The organism is Streptomyces sp. NPDC058239, assembly GCF_042882185.1.
Taxonomy (GTDB): Bacteria; Actinomycetota; Actinomycetes; order Streptomycetales; family Streptomycetaceae; genus Streptomyces.
This window is the reverse complement of record NZ_JBHVWS010000049.1, coordinates 22,597-42,099: the sequence shown is the minus strand read 5'-3', so window position 1 is coordinate 42,099 and position 19,503 is coordinate 22,597. Positions and strand designations below refer to the sequence as shown.

Annotated in this window: 16 protein-coding genes and 2 pseudogenes; 9 read left to right on the top strand and 9 right to left on the bottom strand. The window is 70.6% G+C overall.

All coding sequences use genetic code 11. The annotated features are described in order from the left end of the window. Positions 1 to 93: 93 nt before the first annotated feature. The 5 genes from ACFVYE_RS36375 to ACFVYE_RS36355 form a co-directional block, all read right to left on the bottom strand. Positions 94 to 2,283: an alpha-L-fucosidase gene (locus tag ACFVYE_RS36375; protein ID WP_389608305.1), complete on the bottom strand. Its 2,190-nt coding sequence runs from the start codon at positions 2,281 to 2,283 to the stop codon at positions 94 to 96. A gap of 653 nt (positions 2,284 to 2,936) precedes the next feature. Continuing rightward, positions 2,937 to 4,061, bottom strand: a complete 1,125-nt coding sequence (locus tag ACFVYE_RS36370) for a glycosyltransferase 87 family protein (RefSeq protein ID WP_389608304.1) — start codon at positions 4,059 to 4,061, stop codon at positions 2,937 to 2,939. After that, complete coding sequence (gene mptB / locus ACFVYE_RS36365) at positions 4,058 to 5,416, bottom strand: polyprenol phosphomannose-dependent alpha 1,6 mannosyltransferase MptB (protein ID WP_389608303.1); 1,359 nt, start codon at positions 5,414 to 5,416, stop codon at positions 4,058 to 4,060. The genes ACFVYE_RS36370 and mptB overlap by 4 nt, the downstream gene beginning before the upstream one ends. 861 nt (positions 5,417 to 6,277) lie before the next feature. Beyond that, complete coding sequence (locus ACFVYE_RS36360) at positions 6,278 to 7,171, bottom strand: oxygenase MpaB family protein (protein ID WP_389608302.1); 894 nt, start codon at positions 7,169 to 7,171, stop codon at positions 6,278 to 6,280. Positions 7,172 to 7,195: 24 nt separating this feature from the next. Next, the gene (locus tag ACFVYE_RS36355; RefSeq protein ID WP_389608301.1) at positions 7,196 to 8,134 is read right to left on the bottom strand and encodes a 4-hydroxybenzoate octaprenyltransferase; all 939 of its coding nucleotides are present in this window, start codon (positions 8,132 to 8,134) and stop codon (positions 7,196 to 7,198) included. 108 nt (positions 8,135 to 8,242) lie between these two features. Between ACFVYE_RS36355 and ACFVYE_RS36350 the strand changes: the two genes are divergently transcribed. Continuing rightward, positions 8,243 to 8,554, top strand: a complete 312-nt coding sequence (locus ACFVYE_RS36350) for a transposase (RefSeq protein ID WP_389608300.1) — start codon at positions 8,243 to 8,245, stop codon at positions 8,552 to 8,554. A gap of 70 nt (positions 8,555 to 8,624) precedes the next feature. Here ACFVYE_RS36350 and ACFVYE_RS36345 read toward each other — a convergent pair whose 3' ends face one another. Next, entirely contained in the window at positions 8,625 to 8,876 is a 252-nt protein-coding gene (locus ACFVYE_RS36345) for a hypothetical protein (RefSeq protein WP_389608299.1), read from the bottom strand. Between the two features lie 536 nt (positions 8,877 to 9,412). Here ACFVYE_RS36345 and ACFVYE_RS36340 point away from each other — a divergent pair. Beyond that, positions 9,413 to 9,604, top strand: a complete 192-nt coding sequence (locus ACFVYE_RS36340; RefSeq protein ID WP_383976627.1) for a hypothetical protein — start codon at positions 9,413 to 9,415, stop codon at positions 9,602 to 9,604. A 266-nt stretch (positions 9,605 to 9,870) separates the two neighbouring features. Further along, a complete protein-coding gene (locus ACFVYE_RS36335) occupies positions 9,871 to 10,581 on the top strand; it encodes an IS3 family transposase (protein WP_389608298.1) in 711 nt (236 codons plus the stop codon). A gap of 537 nt (positions 10,582 to 11,118) precedes the next feature. Here the strand turns inward: ACFVYE_RS36335 and ACFVYE_RS36330 are convergent. After that, a complete protein-coding gene (locus ACFVYE_RS36330; RefSeq protein ID WP_389608297.1) occupies positions 11,119 to 11,289 on the bottom strand; it encodes a discoidin domain-containing protein in 171 nt (56 codons plus the stop codon). Positions 11,290 to 11,422: 133 nt separating this feature from the next. Further along, positions 11,423 to 12,079 (bottom strand): TetR/AcrR family transcriptional regulator, encoded by a 657-nt coding sequence (locus ACFVYE_RS36325; RefSeq protein ID WP_389608296.1) that lies wholly within the window; start codon positions 12,077 to 12,079, stop codon positions 11,423 to 11,425. A gap of 76 nt (positions 12,080 to 12,155) precedes the next feature. Here ACFVYE_RS36325 and ACFVYE_RS36320 point away from each other — a divergent pair, with 76 nt between their 5' ends. The 6 genes and pseudogenes from ACFVYE_RS36320 to ACFVYE_RS36295 form a co-directional block, all read left to right on the top strand. Further along, entirely contained in the window at positions 12,156 to 12,848 is a 693-nt protein-coding gene (locus tag ACFVYE_RS36320; RefSeq protein WP_389608295.1) for an NAD(P)-dependent oxidoreductase, read from the top strand. Further along, entirely contained in the window at positions 12,845 to 13,249 is a 405-nt protein-coding gene (locus tag ACFVYE_RS36315) for a pyridoxamine 5'-phosphate oxidase family protein (protein WP_383979540.1), read from the top strand. The genes ACFVYE_RS36320 and ACFVYE_RS36315 overlap by 4 nt, the downstream gene beginning before the upstream one ends. Positions 13,250 to 13,284: 35 nt before the next feature. Then, positions 13,285 to 14,157: a haloalkane dehalogenase gene (locus ACFVYE_RS36310; protein ID WP_389608294.1), complete on the top strand. Its 873-nt coding sequence runs from the start codon at positions 13,285 to 13,287 to the stop codon at positions 14,155 to 14,157. 84 nt (positions 14,158 to 14,241) lie between these two features. Then, entirely contained in the window at positions 14,242 to 14,568 is a 327-nt protein-coding gene (locus ACFVYE_RS36305; RefSeq protein WP_389608293.1) for a hypothetical protein, read from the top strand. Between the two features lie 370 nt (positions 14,569 to 14,938). Further along, positions 14,939 to 15,142 (top strand): annotated as a pseudogene (locus ACFVYE_RS36300) (restriction endonuclease); the annotation flags it as partial. A 7-nt stretch (positions 15,143 to 15,149) separates the two neighbouring features. Further along, positions 15,150 to 15,402 (top strand): annotated as a pseudogene (locus ACFVYE_RS36295) (transposase); the annotation flags it as partial. A 218-nt stretch (positions 15,403 to 15,620) separates the two neighbouring features. On the opposite strand, the gene ACFVYE_RS36290 reads toward ACFVYE_RS36295, so the two are convergent. Beyond that, positions 15,621 to 19,310, bottom strand: a complete 3,690-nt coding sequence (locus tag ACFVYE_RS36290; RefSeq protein WP_389608292.1) for a S8 family serine peptidase — start codon at positions 19,308 to 19,310, stop codon at positions 15,621 to 15,623. Between the last annotated feature and the right edge of the window lie 193 nt (positions 19,311 to 19,503).

The following is a 19,503-nucleotide window of genomic DNA, read 5'->3' as shown; positions in this document are numbered from 1 at the left end:
ACGTTCCACCGCCCCCCCGCGCTAGGGTTCTGTGTGTTTTAGGGGGGGGGGGCCCGTCTTTCTCGCCCGCGCCGGGCCGCCCCCGGGGGTGGGTCAGCCGAAGACCTGTACTTCGGCGAGCGACAGGGGCCGGTCCGAGCCGACCAGTTGGACGCGGATGTAGCGTGCGTCGCGACCGACGGGCAGGGTCAGCCTCTGGCCGACGGCGTCGGTCTGGTGTGAGCTCCACACGCCGGGCTGGTTCTTGGTGGCCTCCGGATCCGTGGAGGTGAAGGGAGTGTCGGAGGCGAACACGTAGAAGTCGCGGAGCCGGTTGGAGCAGCAGTCCGTCCGGTTCGAGAGTTCGATCGTGCCGACGGACTGGGGCTCGCCCATGTCGACCTGCCACCACGGGTTGGCGTCCAGTGGTTTGTCGGAGGTGTGGGTGACCGAGCCGGAGCTGAAACTACCGCTGGTGTTTCCGTCGACGGCCTTACTGGCCTCGGTGCCGGCCTGAAGGGTGCTCGACTGAGTAGCGGGCTTGTCGAAGGCCAGGTTGATTCTCTGGTCGCCGTCTTGGTGGACGGAGAAGGTGGAGATCGCCGGAGGGAGTGCCCTGGACGCGGTGATCCGCAGCCGGAGCTTGGTGGTGGTGACCGGGTTCGGCAGCTTGAGGAGGCGGCGGTAGCCGATCGTGGTGGCGTTGCCGACTTCCTTCCAGGAGGTGCCGTCCCAGGCGTCCACGGCGAAGCGCGAGACGCGCTGTCCGACCTGGATGTTCTCCTGCAGGTTCACCACGTTGAACGTCTTGGCCCTGTGGAGGTTCAGCACGAGGTTCCCGGTGGTGGCCGTGGGCTGCCAGGCGGTGGCGTCGTCGGTGTCCAGCACGTTGCGAGGGAGGTTGCCCCTGGTGTGGGAGGTGCCCTCATCGTCATGCGCCGACGCCTTTGCGGAGGTCTTGACCTGGACCGAGCGGATCCAGTCGCCGAACTCCTTCATCCGGGAGACCGCGTCGTCGGGGAACCGCCCGGTGTTGTCGGGTGCCACGTTCAGCAGTAGCTGGCAGTTCTTGCCCACCGAGTTGAGGTACATCTCCTTCAGCGTGTCCAGCGGGACGGGCCGGGCGCCCTGGTCCCAGAACCAGGATGGGGCCTGGAGCCGGCCGTCGCACTCGGCCGGTTGCCAGCGCAGCAGCTTCCAGCTACTGCTGCCGTTGGTCTGTTGTCCGAGTACTGCGTCGCTGCCCAGGTCGGCGGCCGTGTTGTAGCCGGGCACGCGCAGGATCGTGTCGGCTGCGGTCGCCGGATCCGCGGGGTCGCCCTTGTAGTCGGTGTTGTACGGGATCGGCGACCATTCGCTCGTCCGGTGTGTGAGGCCGCTCTCGTTGCCGGACCAGCGGACGTCGGGACCGCCGTCCTGGAAGACGGCCGCGCCCGGCTGGAGGGTGCGGATCATGGTGACCCAGTCCGTGAAGTTGTACTTCTGGTTGGTGTTGGGCCAGGGATTGGCGCCGTCGAGCCATACCTCGCTGATCTTGCCGTACTTGGTGAGCAGCTCGTACAGGGTGTTCATGTAGTAGCGGTTGTAGTCGTCGGCGATGAAGTCGAAGGTCGTGCCGTTGCCGTTGCCGTTGCCGTTGCCGTTGCCGTTGCCCTTGCTCGGGATCCGGGTGGGCTGCGGGGTGCTGCCGTTGCCGTACCGGCCGCCGTCGCCCCTGGTCTCGTACTCGTGGCCGTCCGCGGGGGAGAGGTAGAAGCCGACCTTGAGACCGTACTTGCGGGCCGAGTCGGTGAACTCCTTGACGACGTCGCCCCGGCCGTTCCGCCAACTGCTGGAGGCCACCCCGTGATCGGAGTATTCCGAGGGGAACAGCAGCATGCCGTCGTGGTGCTTGGCGGTGAGGATGACCTTCTTGAAGCCCGCCTCCTTGAACGTCCTCGCCCACTGATCGGTGTCCAGGTGGGATGGGTTGAAAACGTCCGGGTCCTCAAGTCCCGTCCCCCACTCCGCACCGGTGAAGGTGTTCGGGCCGAAGTGGACAAACCCGGTCAGCTCCTCCCGCTGCCACGCCAACTGCCTCGCCGACGGCGTGACGGACGCCGCCTTCTCAAGGATCTGCGCCTGCGTGTCGGAGCTGTTGATCTCGACGACCGGATTCGGTGCCGTCGCCGTCACGGGCGGCGCCTCAGGGGGTGCGGCCGCGACGGCGTTGCCGCCGAGCGCCGCGAACATGCAGAGCGAAGCGATCACGGGCCGCCACACGCGCCGGCGTGTGGCTGGTTGGCCGATGGGTCTCTTGAACATGCGTCCTGTTCCTCCGGATCGGGGTGGAGTGCGTTGCCTCGGTGCGCGAACACGGTAGGACCGAAGAGACATCCGATCAATACTTCCGACGTAACTGCTCCACAGCCGCATGTCCCCCGAAAGCTTCGATGAAGCAATCAAATTAGTCGGACCATTTGCCCCTGCGGTGACCATCGTTGGACCAATCGGCGCCGACGGCGGCAGTGACACGGGTGGCTACGACGCCGCGTGCGTTGTCTCTCCCGGACGGGCGTCACGGCCCCGCGAGCTGTGCCGCGGCCTGCGCCGGGACCACCGTCCCCGCGGCCACCACCGCCGAGGCCGTGGCCGCCCCCGAGTACATGGTCGTGTCCCTGCCCGCGGTGGTGATGCTCCCGACGGCGCAGATGCCGCAGCAGCGTGCTCACCCCTACCCCAGCCACCACCAGCGCCGCGATCAGATGGAGCCATCCCGTCACCGCCGCGATATCCGGAAAGCTCTTCGCCGCCAGCCACCGGCCGACCGCCAGGGCGGCGAGCTCGCGGTTGGCGGCACGGGCCGCGGCAAACGTTCGGCGCAGCTTGGTCTGGGCACGGCCGCGGGCAACGGCCAACTGCTGCTCGCTGCGGCCGAGCAGTACGCGCGGCCCGAGGTGAGCCGGCGGCCGGCCGGCTCAGGGCGCTGCCTCCAGGGCCGGTTCATCCGCGCGGCCACGCGACGGGAGCCGGGAGGACTCCTGCGGCCACAGCGCCAGCAGCCCCAGGCAGATCCATACGTACGTGCTCCCGCCGAGGAACCCGTCCACACCGGACGGGTCATCACGCCACAGCCATACGACACTGCTGCACAGCACCACGTACAGGGCTGCGGCAACGGCGCGACGGCCGGTTCTGGCCAGCAATGCAATGGCGGGCACCGCCCACACCAGGTGGTGCACCCAGGTCACCGGGCTGACCAGACATGCCGCAACGCCGGTGAGCGCCATCCCGGCCTCGTCGTCACCGACCGCCGTCGTCCGGCCCACACGGCACGCCCAGAGGACGAGCACCACGAGCACGGCCAGCACCCACACCGGGCGAGCTGCGCCCAGCCGGGCCAGCGCGCCCTGGAGCGACTGGTTGGACACGTAGTCCAAGGCGCCGACCCGGTGCGTGTCCCACAGTGCCCGGGTCCAGAACACCCATGACGCGTGCGGCGCCGCCAGCACACCGATCACGGTCGCTGCCACCGTCGTACCCGTGGCGACGGCAGCAGCCCGGCGGCGGCCGGTGAGCAGCAAGTACCCGATGAAGATGCCCGGCGTGAGCTTGAACGCCGTCGCCAGGCCGATGCCGACGCCCGCGAAACGGCCGCGCCCGCCGTCCGCGTAGACCAGCGCCATCAGCAGCAGGTTCACCTGGCCCAGACTGAAGGTGTCCCGCACCGGCTCCAGCATCACGAAAAGGCACCCGGCCACCAACAACCCTCCTCGGCCCAAGGGAAGTTCGCGCAGTGGACCGCGCAACAGCAGCACCGACGCAGCGGCATTGAGCAGCACGCTGCCCACCACCGCGCCGGTGGGCCCGACCAGGAGCATGGGCAGCATGCAGACGGCAGCGAAGGGCGGGTAGGTGAAGCCGTATCCGGTCCCGGGCAGCAGGTAGTCGTAGATCCGGCCGCCGTGCCGGATCCAGTCGTCGACGGTCCCGTAGTAGACGTGCAGGTCGAACCAGCCCCGGTAGAACGGCACCGTCACCATGAAGAACACGGCGCCCACGACCGGGACCACAGTGCCGAGCAGCTGCCGCGGCCGGGTCACGGCAGGATTCCCGAGGAGGCGGCGGCCCGCGGCCGGGACACTGCCCGCCAGGTCAGCAGGGCCAGCGCCGCCAGTCCGCCGCCGCTCACCGCGAGTGCCAACTGCCGTACGTCCGGGGCAAAACCGTCCGGGAGAACGGCCAGGGCGAGCACACAACTACCGACGGCGGCCCAGCGGCGCACCCGGCCGCGCGGTGCGGCGGCCGCGATGGGGAACAGCGCCCAGAGCACGTACCAGGGGCGGATCGCGGGGCCGAGCAGGGCGACGGCGGCCAGACCGAGCCCGAGGGCGTACACCGGGCCGAGCCCGTGGCGGCGGCGCCAGACCAGGAGCAGTACAACGGCGATTGCGACGACACCGAGGAAGCGCCAGGCGGGCACGGCGCCGGTAAGGCGGCCGAGAGTACCGGTGAGGGACCAGTTGTGGGCGGAGACGGGGGTGCCGAGGGCGCCGATCCAGCCGTAGCCGGTGCCGGTGGCGGCGGTGGCGACCACCGTGGTCACCACCGCGACGGCCAGGGTGGCAAGTCCGGTCCTGACCAGCTTGGCACGCCCGTCAAGCCGGTTCGACCAGATCAACGCGACCGCGAACAGCCCCAGCACGGCCGGCACCTTCACCAGCGCGGCCAGCGTGACCAGCACCGCGGCCGACACCGGCCACCGTCCGGACGCCGCCACCAGCCCCGCGCCGAGCAGCCCCAGCATCACCGCGTCGTTGTGCGCGCCCGCGACGAGGTGCAGCAGGAGCAGCGGGTTGAGCGCGCCCAGCCAGAGCGCGGCCGACCGGTCGGTGCCGCAGCGCCCGGCGAGAACGAGCAGGAAGGCGATCATCAGGGCGACGCCGAACAGCGCCACCAGCCGCATGCCGGCGATCCCGAGCGGTACCGCCGCCCTGGCCACGACCAGGAAGACCGGGCCGTACGGCGTCGGCGTGTGCTGCCAGATCGGCGGCACCTCGGCGGCCAGCGGCCCGCCGAGCCGGTCGGCACCGTACGCGTACACGTCCATGTGCGCGGCGGCCATCGTGCCCTGCACCAGATAGCTGTACACGTCCCGGCTGAACAGCGGCGGCCCCAGCACCAGCGGCACCGTCCAGATCCCCAGTGTCACCAACAGGAACCGCTCTCCCGGTGGTTCGGGCCCGCGCACCGCCCGCCCCAGCCACCACCACGCGGCGACCAGCAGCACCAGCCCGAAGTACGTGCCGGCCAGCCCCAGTGGCCCGCCGTACGGTCCTACCGAGTCCCGCACCGGCAACGCCCCTGCAGTCAGCCCGCCCGCCGCGACCGCGACCGAGCCCGCGAACCCGAGCCATCGGCAGCGGCGCGGGTCGGCGATTGCGTCCGGTACCGGCATGCGCGCACGATAGGGCTGCCCGGGCCACCGGGGGGCAACCGCCAGGCGGACGAAATCCGGATGGCCGGTGAATACCCCGGCATCCAAGTCCCTCGACCGGCAACTGCACTGCCGAACGGCTCCACCGCGTCCGGAGGTTCAGCCCGCACCCGGCGCAATGACGCAACCCGTGCAGGACCGATTCCCGCGTACCGGCCGGCCCGGGCATACGCCGGGAGAACATCCAGCGGTCGGACGTAACGTGGCTTCCCGCCACTGCAAAGGGCTCGTACGGTGACCGGACCGCGTGGACCGGCCGAGTGCCGACAGTGCAGTCGGTGGCCGCGCTCGCCGCGCTGCTCGGGCCGGCGGTGTCCGTCGGCGTGGTCCGGCACGAGCGCCGGGCGCCGAGCCGCAGACGCATGGGCTACCGCGTGCAGATGGACACCCCACCGGCACGACAACCGCGGCGGACAGGGGCAGGCAAAGGTACGGCAGGGCCTGCTCAGCGATCTCCCCGACAGGTCCGACGCCACCCTCGTCCTCCTTCGCATCGAGAACGACGGCGCGGCGCGCATCGCCGACTCCGATTACCCGACAGCGAGCTCCTCCGCGGCCTCACCGCCGTGTTCACCCGCGTGACCGGGCGGGAGCACTTCGCGCATGCCCGGAGGCGTCCTTGTCAGGGCTGAGCCGGACTGGAACAGCCGTAGGAGAAGGGCAAGCCAAGAATTATGTTCTCACCTTGCCACTGTCGCAGTCGATCTCTCCCTTGGACGTCGGGGGCTGCGGCGGGCGGAAGCCTGACTGCGCCCGGTCATGAAACCCGGTGAGCCGCCGGTTCCCCTCCACCGAAGCATGCTGCTGCCGGACGCCTCGACGTCATCCCTGCCGCGCCCCCGCCAGCCGCCCCCGTGCGGCGGCCTGGATCCGGGAGGGCCCGAGGCCCCACTGGAGGGTGCGTCCGACGGCCGTCGCCAGGGGCCGGTCCCAGCCGGTGCGGACAGGGGCCGGGCGGTGGATGCCGAGTTCGGTGCGGGCCCAGTCGGGGAGAAGTCCGACCGAGGCGTTCGTGAGCAGGCTCACGACCAGCCGCTCCCGTCGTGTGCGTCCGAAGCGGCGGAGGAACAGTACCGAGTCCAACGCGGCCGGAGTGGCGTGGAGTTGGGGGCGGAGGCGAGCCAGGTACCGCTCGGCTTCGAGGGACGTGCACGGTACGTTCCGTGCGCCCAACGCCTCGGCCAGGGGGGCGGCTTGGCGGTAGTAGGCGTCGCACTCGGCGGGGGCCAGTCGGAGCGGCCGGGGTGCGTAGGTCTGGTGGCCGGCGAGGAAGCTGCGTACCTCGGCGGTGTGCACCCAGGTGAGCAGGTCGGGGTCGTCCGCGCGGTACGGCCGGCCGTCGGGTGCGGTGCCGTGCACCCGGGTGTGGATCCGCCGGACGAGGTCGATCACCTCGCGGGCGGCGGCCGAGGAGCCGAAGGTGGTCGTGGTGATGAACCGCACGGTTCCGTTCAGCCGCCCGACCGGATCGGCGCGGAAGTCGGAGTGCTGGTCGACCCCCGCCATGGCCAGCGGATGCAGCGACTGGAGCATGAGCGCGGCGAACCCGCCGGTGAGCATCCCGGTGGCCTGCCCGTGCACCCGCCACACCGGATCCCCCGGCGCGATCCCGAACAGCCCGGGATCACCGGGCGGCCCCGCGTACCGCTCCAGCTTGAGATCCCCGCCGTGCATGGTCGCCACGAGTTCCGCCGCGATCCGTTCCCGCAGTCCCACCAGCACCTCCAGGATCCGTGTCCCTCAGCCGAGGGTACCGACCCGCCCGGCGAGCACGGCCACGAGGATGAGCAGTCCGCACAGAGGATTGGTGCCGAACGCCCGCCCGCAGGCTCCGACATCCGCAGGGTCGGCCCGCCATACCTGCCATCCCAACTGCCCCGCGACCACGCACAGTCCGGGCCAGTACAGCGGCCCGAGCCCGGCCGCGATCCCGAACCAGGCGAGCAGCACCACACACCCCGCGTACACGCCGCCCACCAGCACCCGGCTCCGCCGCCCCAGCAGTACGGCGGCCGACCGCACCCCGGCCCGTACATCGGCCTCCCGGTCCTGGCAGGCGTAGATCACGTCCGTCCCCACGGCCCAGCAGATCAGCGCCCCGTACAGCACCCCGCCCCCGAGCCCTCCGGTGAGCAGGCCGTACACCAGCGGCACCGTCCAGTTGATGGTGATCCCCAGCCACACATGCGGCCAGTGGGTGACCCGCTTCATATACGGATACACCGCCGCGAGGGGCGCCCCGGCCGCCGCCCACCCCACGGCCCCCACACTCCAGAACCCCATCACCAGCGGAGCGACGGCCCCCACCACGACACACAGCACCAGTGCCCGCCCGGCCGCCAGCCGCCCGGAGGCGACGGGCCGCCCCGCCGTACGCGGCACCTGTGCGTCGAACCGCGCGTCCAGCACATCGTTGAGCCCGCAGGCGGCCCCTCTCGACAGCACCCCGTACACCAGGAGCAGCAGCCCGAGCAGGACCCCGTCCCGGGGCCCGGCTATCGCTCCCAGGGCGATCCATCCGGGCACCACCAGCAGCCAGGCCCCCACCGGCCGGTCCAGCCGCAGCAACTCCAGATATGGCCGCACCCCGGCGGGGGTCCGCCCCACCAACCGGGCGGCACGGCCCTGGGCCGGGACTTGAGTCGGGACTTGGGCCGGGGCTTGTGAGGCGACGGTCATACCGATTCACGTCCCTCTCCAGGGGGATTGCATGCCGATCGGTCCAACCTAGCCCCGGCTGGGTGGTGCCTTCAAACGATCTCGAGCGGTGGATCATGGTCGGGTGATATGTCACGTGAACTGTCGGATGTCGAGCGGGAGTTCGTCAGGCCGCTGCTGCCCAATTCGTTGCGGGGCAGGAAGCGGCTGGACGACCGCACCGTGCTCAACGGGATCGTGTGGAAGTTCCGTACCGGGACGGCTTGGCGGGACGTCCCTGAGCGGTACGGTGCGTGGGCCACGCTGCACACCCGGTTTCACCGGTGGGCCCTGGACGGCACGTTCGAGCGGATGCTCCAGGCCGCCCAGGCAAGGGCGGACTCGACCGGCGGCATTGACAGGCTTGTGTCGATCGACTCAACTGCAGGTCCGACGCCATGAGAGCCGGACAACCTCCCCATATCCGGGCCGGATGTCAGTCCGCGCCGTGCTTCAGGGCGCCGGCACCGGCTCAATGACCGGGAGCGGGCGACGCTGGTATCGACGGCGTCCCGCCCCCGGGCAGCGCAGGAGTCTGCGGTTCCGGGTGGCTACCGCCGAGGATGAGTACCGGTGCGGTCAGATCCGTGGCACCGCAGCCGATCGCACCGACGACGTCGCCCTTGCCCGTCGGGGCCTGCCAGGTGTGCTTGTAGACGAAGTAGGTCACGACGCACGCCACCACCAGGAGGATGCCGCCGACGGGGTCGAAGTGCACGGTCACGGTCGGTCTCCCGCGCGCGGGCCGTTGGAGATCGTGGTCATGGGTGTCGTGCTCCGCGGGGTCGGAATGCGGGTGCCGCACATGGTCGGCGACAGTGGATTGCCCGGGGGTGCGGGACCGAGGCCGGTCGTCGCAACAAAAGGGCCGGTCGGATGAAGGGAATTCCGCGCTGGGCATCGGCACTGTGCGGGATGCGACGGTCAGCGCCGCAAGCTCGTTGGCCACCGACGACACTTTCACTCCGGACCCGCCATACGAGGGCCCTGACCTGCATCTATCTGGCCGGGGTAGACCCCGGCCGCCTTGAACCGGCCCCCGTACGCCACTTCGCATCCAGTACCGCAACCCCCTGACCAGGCACATGAAAGGGCGCGCCGCCGAACTGGCCGTCGGCTTTGGCGAGGACGTTGAATCTGCCGGAGTGCCCGTCCGCATAGGATGCGCTCCACGAACTGGTCGTACGGGTGAGAGGTTGGGGACTGAAGATGCTGGGGGGCCGAAAAAAGGAGGGCGGGCTGCCGAGGATCCCGCGGAGCGTGGATCCACGGCGAGCCCGTGTCCTGCCGGTTCCGGCCGAGGCGCAGGCCGACGCGCGCATGTTCATGCTGGGTGGCGACACCATCCGGGCGGTCAAGGTGATCGTGGACACGACGGGCTACGACCTGCGCCAGGCCCGGGACATCGTGTATGCGCTGGTCTACGACATTGAGGTGCCGAGGGGGAGTTGAGCCGAGGCGCGACGCACGCGGATCCGGATGTCCTCCGTGATCGTCGAGGTGAGGCTTGGGCCAGGTGATCAGAGGACGGGTTCGAGAGCTGATATCCGTTTCTGGGTGAGGTTGGGGCAGGCTACTGGTCGCGGAGTTTCCGTCGGCTACTGCTTCCTGATGAAGCTGCCGGCGTCGATCTCGGTGAGGACATTGAGCTTGACGAGGTGTTTCAGCTTGGCGCGGGCGCCTTCGATGTTCTTCGGCAACAGTTCGTGGTCGAGGGCTTGGCAGACGTCGCGAGCACCGCCGAGCTCCGCGACGAGGGCGGCCAGGTGGTCAACCAGCGCGTCGCGAGGATCATGCGGACCATCGGCCTCGAAGGGGTCCGCCTGCGGCGCCGGCACCGCACCACCATCACGGACCCGGCTGCGGTGAAGGCGCCGGACCTGATCTGCCGTGACTTCACCGCGACCGACGTGAACACGAAGTACGTCGGCGACATCACCTACCCGAGCGTCGGCGGCGGGAAGTTCTGCTACCTCGCGACCGTCATCGATCTGTGTTCACGGCGTCTGGCCGGGTGGGCGATCGCCGACCACATGCGCGCCGAACTCGTCACCGACGCCCTCGCCGCCGCGATCCGGACTCGCGGCAGCCTCGCCGGAGCCTTGATGCACACCGATCATGAAGCCCAGTACACGAGTCGGGCCTTCGCCGACGCCTGCCGCCTCGCCGGCGTCCGCCAGAGCATGAGCGCGATCGGCAGCAGCGCGGACAACGCCGCCGCGGAATCGTTCAACGCCACCTTCAAAAGGGAAACGCTGAAAGGACGAAAGGACTGGCCAAGCGAGCGTGAAGCCCGACTCGACACCTTCCGCCGGCTCCACCGATACAACACCCGACGCCGACGCCGACACCGACGCTCCCGCCTCCGTCAACGCTCCCCGCTCTCCTACGAGAATGCCCTCCACACAACATCGACTACCCCGACCTGAGCCGGGGACTCGCTGCCGGTCACGGTCTTGATCGGTTCAGGGTCTGTACGGTCAACGGCCCTGTCTCACATCCGGTGGTGACGGAGGCTGGGCCCCTGTGCAACGGGATGCCGTGCCCCGTTGCCGACCCGGCTGAGACCGCCACACGCCTGGACGACTACACGCAGACCGTGTACGAAGCGCTCGAGTTGTCCCATGCCCGGCTCGCCGAGGATTGATCCGGGGCCGAAGCCGCAGGCGCCGGCTGCTCGTACCGCGGCCTGCGCCATCTGCGTTCGGTATCGAGGAAGGGCTGGGGGAAGGCGCTCGCGGCGAGGTTTCGCGTCGCTTGTCCCACGGCAGTCAGTCCGTGTCAGTGGCCTTCTCGGGCTTCACCAAGCTGTCCTTCTACGAGGACGGGCAACTGGTGACGGTTTACGACACGCGGCGTGCCTACCAGTTGCCTGGTGAGGCGGATCCCTTCGGAGTCTTTCCCCGGGCTGCCGGCCGGCAGCCCGACCCGCGCGAGGCTCGGATCGCCCGGCTGCGGGAGCAGAATCAGCGGCTCACCCACTCCATCGGTGAGGCCGGGATACGGCTGCCTCGCCACTGGGCGCGGATCTCGCTGATGCGCTGTGCGGCGCCCAGGTCGACGACCATGCGGCCGTCGGGACCGGCGGTCCATGCGGTCGCCTCGTCTCCGTCGACCGCGGTCTGTGGGTTCGTCATGCCGGGCGGAAGCGGCGCGGTCGGGAAGGTCGCAGGGCAGCAGCTACGGGGAGAACAGCACCAAGACCGGCATCCCGAAAACCTCCCTGCACCGCTACCTGCAGGAGTAGCCGCACCGGATGCGCTGACGTGGTCAAGGCCGGACGGCGCCTCCACCGGAGGCCGGCGAGCCCCGACGGACCGCTCTGACGGTTTCCGCGATGCGCGGCCTCGGGGTCAGCGCCGCGCGCAGCGCCGGGACGAGGATCTGGCGGGTCTGGGCCGGAGTGAGGGCTGCGGGGGTGGGGAGGGGGTTGAGGTAGCGGGTGTAGATGAGGCCGCCGAGGATCGTCACCACGGCCGTGGCGCGGGCGGTCGCATCCCGGCCGCCGAGAAATTCAACAAGCCGGGCCAGCAGCTCGTGTTCCAGGTATTCGCGGATCACCTCGGCGGCCTCGTCGCCCTGGGTGGTGAGCTGGCGGAAGTCGGCGTCCTCCCACAGGTCCGTCACCGCGTCGATCAGGCGGTCGGGGAGGGCGGCCGGGTCGCCGCCGAGCACGTCGTCCACCGCCAGCGCATTGGCGCACTGGAACTGCATCACATCCGCGAACAGGCCCTTCTTCGAGCCGAAGTGGTACGCGATAAGCGCAGGGTCGACCCCGGCGGCCCCGGCCACCGCGCGCAGGGTGGTGCGCCGGTAGCCGCGCTCCAGGAACAGCGTGCGGGCCGCCGAGACGAGCGACTCGCGGGTCGGCGGGTTGCCGCGGGGGCGGCCTCGGGTGCGGGCGGGGGAAGGGGCGACGTTATTCATCAGTGTTGAGCCTGCATTTCGTGATCGGCAGGGTCAAGGGCGTTCCGCACACCACTTGAAGGGATGCCCCGACATCATGCGTATCGCAGTCTTCGGCGCCAACGGACCGACCGGCCGCCACCTCACCGACCAGGCCCTCGCAGCCGGCCACGAGATCGTCGCCGTGACCCGCCGCCCCGGCTCCCTCCCCGCGCGGCCGGGCCTCGCCGTGGCCGTCGCCGACGCCACCGACCCGGCGGCCGTCGACGCCGCAATCGGCGGGACGGACGCCGTGCTCTCCGCGCTGGGCGCGCGCTTCAGCAAGGAGACCATCACCACGTACTCGGCGAGCGCCACTGCCATCACCGGGACCATGGCCCGCCACGGCATCAAGCGGCTGCTCGCCGTCAGCTCCAGCATCGCCGACCCGAACTGGCGGCCCACCGGCGCGCACTTCTTCAACCATGTGCTCGACCCTCTGGTGAACCGACGCCTCGGCCGCACCCTCCACGAGGACATGCGCCGCATGGAGGCCGTGATCCGTCAGACGGACCTCGACTGGACCCTCGTCCGGCCCTCGGGCCTCTTCGAGCACTCCGCCGTCACGGACTACCACACCACCGAGACCAGCGCCGACGGCGTCTTCACCGCCCGCGTGGACCTCGCCGCGAGCATGCTGCGCGAGCTGGAGGACGAGCGGTACATCCGCATGGCCATGGGCGTCATCACCACGGCCGTGAAGCCGAACATCGCCAAGCTGATCTGGAACGAGGGCGTGAAGAAGAAGTGAGCCGGGCGACCGTCGAAATCCCAGCCAGCGCAAGGGCGTTCCTCACTCGTCCCCACACGGCCACCTTCACCACTCTCCGCCCCGACGGCACCCCGCACGTCACCCCCGTCCGTTTCACCTTCGACGCGGCCACCGGCCTTGCTCGCGTGACCACCAGGGCCAGGGCCCGCAAGGCCCAGAACGTGGCGGCGGGCGGCCCGACGGCCCGCGTCGCGCTCTGCCAGGCGGACGGCTTCCGTTGGGTCACCCTCGAAGGCCGCGCAGCCGTCACCGACGCCCCCGCGCGCCTGGCCGAGGCGGTTCGCCGCTACGCCGTCCGCTACCGCGCGGCCCCGCCCATCCCGCCGGACCTGGTCGTCGTCGAGATCACCGTCGAACGCGTCCTGAGCCTCAATCTCTGAACATCCCCCTGTACGGAAAGCGACGTGACACCGCGATGCCCACCCTCCCCGTCCTCGACTCCACCCTCCACTACCGCGAGTCCGGCGACCCCGACGGGCTGCCGTTCGTCTTCCTCCACGGCAACCCCACCTCCTCCCACTTGTGGCGGAACGTCCTGCCGGGCGTGGCAGCGCCCGGCCGCCGTCTTCTGGCCCCCGACCTCATCGGCATGGGCGACTCGGGCAAGCCCGACCTCGCCTACTCCTTCGACGACCACGCCCGCTACCTCGACGCCTGGTTCGACGCCCTCGGTCTTGCCGAGGCGGTCCTCGTCGGCCACGACTGGGGCGGCGCGCTCGCCTTCGACCGCGCCGCCCGCCTCCCGGGCCGCGTCCGCGGCCTCGCCTTCACCGAGACCATCATCAAACCGCTGGTCGGCGATGAATTCCCCGCGGCCGGAAGGGAGTTGTTCACCCTCCTGCGCACCCCCGGGGTAGGTGAGGAGATGATCCTGGAGAAGTCGCTGTTCATCGAGGGGCTCCCGGACACGCTCGCCACCCCGCTCAACCCCGTTGACCTGGAGGTCTACCGCCGCCCCTTCCCGACCCCGCACAGCCGCCGCCCGGTACTGGCGTGGACGCGCATGATGCCACTGGACGCCGAGCCCGCCGACGTCGTGGCCCGCGTCGAACGCTACGACGCCTGGTTGGCCGCCAGCCCTGAAGTCCCCAAGCTCCTCGCCGCGTTCGAGCCGGGCCCGGGCGCGATGACCGACCGAGGGGCCGTGGCTTGGTGCCGGCAACACATCGCGGGCCTGGAGGTCTCCCGCCACGGCCTGGCCGGCCACCACTCCCCGGAGGACAGGCCCGAGGAACTGGCCGCGGCGATCACCGCTTGGGCCGACCGCCACGGGCTGGCACGCCAGTAGCCGCGTACACCCGCGCCCGCACCCCCGATGACGACGCGGCGCGGCAAGCCCGGTTCGTCGGCAGCCCCGCGACCGCCCGGACAAGTGACAGCCGTAGTCACGCTGCCCGCAGCAGGTCGCGGGGGTGCCACCGGGCCCGTAGGAAGAGCCGGGTGCTTCGACCAGGCCGACGGCGAGGCCGCGCAGCAGGGTCAGCGCGTCCCAGCCGGCCAGGTCGCGGTCGCGCATGAACGTGTCGTCGCTCTGCGGGACGGCCATTGCGCCCAGCCACAGAGCCCAGTAGTTCAGGTTCGCGGCCTCGGCGGTGTCGTCGTCGGCCAGGGCGCGGTCGATGAGGTAGAGCAGCGGCTGCGGGTCGTCGAGCCGGGCCAGGGCGGTCGCGGGGGAGCGGGCGGCGGCCCACTGCGGTGACCAGCCCCGGCGGGCGAGGACGTCGCGCCGTCCGTGGAGGGTGTGCGCGGTCCACGCGGCGGCGTCCGGGATTTGGTCGTAGGAGGCGAGGTGGAGCGCCTGGCGGTGCAGCAGCACGCCGCTCCCGCCCTGCCGGGCGGCGCGCTCGGAGCCCGTTGCGGGGAAGGGGCGACAGGCCCGCGACAGAGCCCAGGTAACCGTCCGGCGAGGGCCGGCGGTGTGGTCGCGCACTGAAACCCGTACTCACGGTCAGTCCTATCGCATCCCGTCCCTCCGTACGGTCGGGATGCGGCCAACACCAGGCGATCGGGCACACCGGCGCCGACCGGCCGCTTCCGCACGCGACCACGCCCACTGCAGCGGGGCCCTGATGAGCAGCACGCACACGGTTCTGTACGACCCCGACGGGCTGATCGAGGCGGAGCTCCCGCTCGACCGCGAACCGTACGAATGCCTCGTCGCGGCCGTGCTGGCGTGGACCGACCCGGACATGCAGCCCCGCGACTACGCGCAGATCGCCCTACAACTCACCGGGCACGCACGCGCCGCCGCCTCCGACGTTCAGCGGCACGCCGACCGGCCCCTGGGACGCGGCACACCGCTGGTTCACCAAGTGGCGGCGGGACGGCACCTGGGACCGCGTCCGCGACGAGCTCCGCCGCCGGGCCCGGATCGGGGCCGGACGCGATCCCGAGCCGTCGGCCGCCGTGATCGACGCCCAGTCGATCAAGACCAGCGAGGGCGGCGAGGCACGTGGGTTCGATGCGGGCAAGCGAACGACAGGGCGGAAGAGACACGTGATCGTTGAGACGATGGGCCTGCTGCTGGTCGTTGCCGTCACCTCCGCTTGCCGCCGGCTTCCGCGCGGTCAGTCTGGTGTGGCCCTCGGTCGGCACCTGAATGATGCTGATCCCCTTGCTGGGCGCGCCGCGTGGGTTCGACGCATCGGGTCGCCCAGCAGTGGTCGGATTCCACGTGTGGGCCCTCCATGTCACCGTCGCTGGCTGGACGCGCACGCCGGGGCGCCTGCGGTGCAGGCGCCCCGGCATCGGTCAGCGGCGGATCTGGTAGGCGCGGGTCACCGTCTGCTCGATGGTGTTGCCATCGGCATCGGTGGCCTGCACGCGCAGCGACACGAAGCCCGCGTTCGCGGGGTTGCCGATCGTGCCGTTGAGGCCGCCGTCGAGGCGGACCTGCTGCCAGTTGGTGCCGTCGTCGTACGAGGCCCACAGCTTCGCCCCGGCGAGCTTCAGGCCGTTCAGGCCCTTGGGGTAGCGCACGCCCAGTCCGATGCGGGTGGTGGAGTGCGGCCGGGCGCTGTTGGCCTGGTCGACGTCGATTCGGTAGTCGACCGACAGGACGGGGAGCAGGGTAAGTCCTTCCTTCCCCTCGGAGTGGAAGCGCCAGTCGGTGCGCACCTTGGTGGAGGTCGTCCAGCCGGGGGCGTCCCGCTGCACGTCGGTGACCACGCGGTATTCGGCGCGCTGTGCCGTCATCGGGAAGGCGACGGGCGCCGAACGGATGCTGCCGAGGAGCTGGCCGTCCCGGTAGACGGTGGACAGCGTCTTGTCGCTGCCGGCTTCGGCGGAGAAGGACTGGTCCGGTGCGGTGTCGAGCAGACCGCCCGACGCCACCACACCGACATCGCCCTGCCGGACGGCCGAGTTGGACTGTGCGTCCGGCAGCGCGGTGCGGACCACGGCCTTGTTCCAGTCGCGGTGCACGAGCTGTCCGGCCTTGAGTGTTGAGGTGTTCGTCAGCTTCCAGGAGCCGTCCGACGTCCACACGGGACCTGCTTTCACCGCTTCCCAGGTGGGCACGTCCGCGGAGACGTACTCGGTCCGGGAACGCGGCAGGACCACCCGGTCGAAGCCGAAGTACGCCGTCGGCTGCATCGGCGAGCGCGTCAGCCGGGCGTATCCGCCTTCGGTGGCCGGCGTCGAGGCGTGGAACGAGGAGTCCACGGTGGCCAGTTCCTCGTCGCGTACCCGGTAGCGCTGGTCGGCGGGGATGCCGCCCTTGCGGTACTTCAGCAGCTCGTAGGAGTACGGACTCACCGCCGTACCGGAGATCCTGATCTTGGCGTTGTCCAGGGCTGCCAGCTCCTCGCCCTGGGTGCCGGAGAGGGTCATCGCCGGGATCTTGGTGGCCGTCGGGCCCCAGTTGCCTGTGAGCCAGTTCTCGGGGATGTCGTTGTAGATGAGGATGGCGAGCGCACCGGCGCTCGCGGCGTCGTCGACCTGCTCTCCTACCGTGCGCTCCGCGCTCCGCTTCACCAGGGCGAGCTTGCCCCGGACGTCCTCGCCGGCCTTCGCCACGCGCAGGACGCGGGTGCCGTCGATACGTGTGGAGCCCGTCCAGCCCTCGAGGTAGGCCGCGTCCAGGGTCCGGTTGCCGTGCCCGACGAGGCGGGCGTCGAGTGCGGGTGCGCTGAGCGACCAGCCGACGCGCGATTCGAAGCGCTCGTTCGCGGTCTGCGACGGAACGGAGTACACGGCCGTCTCGCCGTCCATCCACGTCTCGCGGTCGTAGATGCGGTCACCGTCCACGGCCTGGAAGTTCAGACCGATGCGGGCGCGGTTGGTCTCCGTTGGCCGAGAGGTGGTCATGGTGACCGGGCCGGCCTTGGCGCCGTCCAGGGTGAAGGTCCGATCGGAGTCGATCACCGTGCCCGGCTGGGCGGCGTAGGTGTACTCCTCCAGCCTGCTCCAGTCGGAGTTGTAGTGGAAGATCTCCGAGATGAAGGCGTGCTCGCCGCGCGGTACCCGCACCACGACGGTCCCGTCCGCTGCGACCGGGTACGTCTCGGGCAGTCCGAGGCGGCCCAGCTGCCAGGCGGTGACCGCGGCGATGCCGCTCGTCGGCTTGCCGTCGCGGTCGAGCACCTTCAGCGTGACGTCGAAGCGCTGTACGTCGCGGCCGAAGCCGACCGCTGTCACTGCCTCCGTCCGACCGTCGGCGGAGACCGCGGTGACGTGCGCGCCGTGGGATCCGGTCGTCACGCCGGCGGTGTTGAGGGTGAGGTCGACCGCGGCGGTGCCGTGCGCCGGCACGGTCACCGAGTCGGCTCCCAGGCTGAGCACTCCGGCCGGCAGTTCCTCGCCCGCGTTCTCGACCTTCAGGGCGAGGATGACCGGCTGGTCGCCGTCGTTGACGTACTCGATCTTCTTCCCGACCGGGGCGGTGGCGTCCCAGTCCCGCAGTCCGAAGTCGGCCGTGCCGCTGGCCGATACGGGCTGCCGGAGTGCGCGTGCCACGTCCACGCGGCCGGCGCCCTGGGCGTAGACGGAGGTGGCGGCGGTGGTCTTGGCCGTACTGATCAGCTGGCTCTTCAAACGGGCCGCCGTCCAGTCGGGGTGGCGCTGCGCGAGGATCGCGGCGGCGCCGGCCACGTGCGGCGTGGCCATGGAGGTGCCACTCGCGGTGGTGTACGAGCCGTCCACCGGTGTGCCCATCGCCGTGCCTGCGGCGCGGGCGGCGACGATCCGCGAGCCCGGCGCGGTGATCTCCGGCTTGAGCCCGCCGTTACCGCCTCGTGGGCCCCGGCTGGAGAAGTCGGTGACCGCGTCGGTGGAGTCCACGGCGCCGACCGTCAGGGCCGCGTCGGCGGCTCCGGGTGAGCCGACGGACGTCGCCCCGGGGCCGCTGTTGCCCGCCGCGATGGTGAACAGCACGCCGGTCTCCGCCGTCAGTTCATTGACCGCCATCGCCATGGGGTCGGTGCCGTCGGCGCCTTCCCCGCCGCCCAGGCTCATGGAGATGACCTTCGCCCCCGAGTGCGCGGCCCAGTCCATCCCCTCGATGATCGAGGATTCCGAGCCGCTGCCGCCGTCGTCGAGCACCTTGCCCACGATCAGTCCGGCGCCCGGTGCCACGCCCCGGTACTTCCCGCCGGAGGCGGCTCCGCTTCCCACGATGGTGGAGGCGACGTGGGTGCCGTGGCCGTGGCCGTCGCGCGCCGTCTCGCCGGGGACGAAGCTGCGGCTTTCCACGATGCGGTCGGCGAGGTCGGGGTGAGTGGCGTCGACACCGGTGTCCAGCACCGCGACCTTCACGCCGGTGCCGTCGAAACCGTCCTTCCACGCCTCCGGGGCGCCGATCTGCGGGACGCTCCTGTCGAGGAGCGCCTTGACCTGCCCGTCCAGCCAGAGGCGCTGGACGCCGCCCGACAGGCGGGCCTTGGGGGTACCTGCGCGGGCGCTGTCGTCGTCGACGGCCTCCCAGAACGCGGCGCCCTTGCGCTTGTCGGCGCTGACGGCGGCTCCGCGTACGCCGGGGAGTTTCCGTGTGAGGCGGGCTCCGCCGGGTGCGGTGTCCTTGGCGCCGGACGCGTAGCGCACGATCATCGGGGTGGACGCGTGGTGGGCATCGTCGTACCCCTGGGCGATGAGCTGGGTGATGTTGAACAACCGGCCGTCCACCTGGCCGTTGTGCACCAGCGCTTCGACGTCGCGCGGGATCACGTACACATCGGTACCGACGGTGTACGTCCGCAGCTCGGCCGCACTGCGGTGGTACGGGGTGATGTTGACGGCGAGGGTCTTGCCCGCCCTCGTGGCCACCGTCACCTGGTCTCCGGTGACGAGGGTGACCTTCGCGGTGCGGACTTCTGCTTGGGACGGGGTGGTTACCGAGTCCTCCCCGGTCTTCGGTGCGGGGGTGGCACCGTACACCAGGCCGCCGCCGGCCACGGTGGTCGCCAAGGTGAAGCTGAGCAGTGCGGCTCTTCGCCTAAAACGCATGCTGAACGCTCTCCTTCCGCCGGCAGGGAGGGTTCCGCGACCGGCGGGTCAAGCCTCGACAGGAAGGGGCACCGACGCTACGGCCGCGCCTGACGAAGAAGTGACATGTCCGCTCGCCGCCACTTTGCGCGTATCGAAGTCGGATGGTCGTCGTGCGTGATAACGCGGACATCGTCCTGGTGTGCGGGTGTGG

Bases quoted from the DNA above. Each gene is read 5' to 3' on its own strand.
- ACFVYE_RS36375 (WP_389608305.1), bottom strand. From the start codon at position 2,283: ATGTTCAAGAGACCCATCGGCCAACCAGCCACACGCCGGCGCGTGTGG.
- ACFVYE_RS36290 (WP_389608292.1), bottom strand. From the start codon at position 19,310: ATGCGTTTTAGGCGAAGAGCCGCACTGCTCAGCTTCACCTTGGCGACC.
- ACFVYE_RS36350 (WP_389608300.1), top strand. From the start codon at position 8,243: ATGTCACGTGAACTGTCGGATGTCGAGCGGGAGTTCGTCAGGCCGCTG.
- ACFVYE_RS36355 (WP_389608301.1), bottom strand. From the start codon at position 8,134: ATGACCGTCGCCTCACAAGCCCCGGCCCAAGTCCCGACTCAAGTCCCG.
- ACFVYE_RS36320 (WP_389608295.1), top strand. From the start codon at position 12,156: ATGCGTATCGCAGTCTTCGGCGCCAACGGACCGACCGGCCGCCACCTC.
- ACFVYE_RS36325 (WP_389608296.1), bottom strand. From the start codon at position 12,079: ATGAATAACGTCGCCCCTTCCCCCGCCCGCACCCGAGGCCGCCCCCGC.
- ACFVYE_RS36310 (WP_389608294.1), top strand. From the start codon at position 13,285: ATGCCCACCCTCCCCGTCCTCGACTCCACCCTCCACTACCGCGAGTCC.
- mptB (WP_389608303.1), bottom strand. From the start codon at position 5,416: ATGCCGGTACCGGACGCAATCGCCGACCCGCGCCGCTGCCGATGGCTC.
- ACFVYE_RS36330 (WP_389608297.1), bottom strand. From the start codon at position 11,289: ATGACGAACCCACAGACCGCGGTCGACGGAGACGAGGCGACCGCATGG.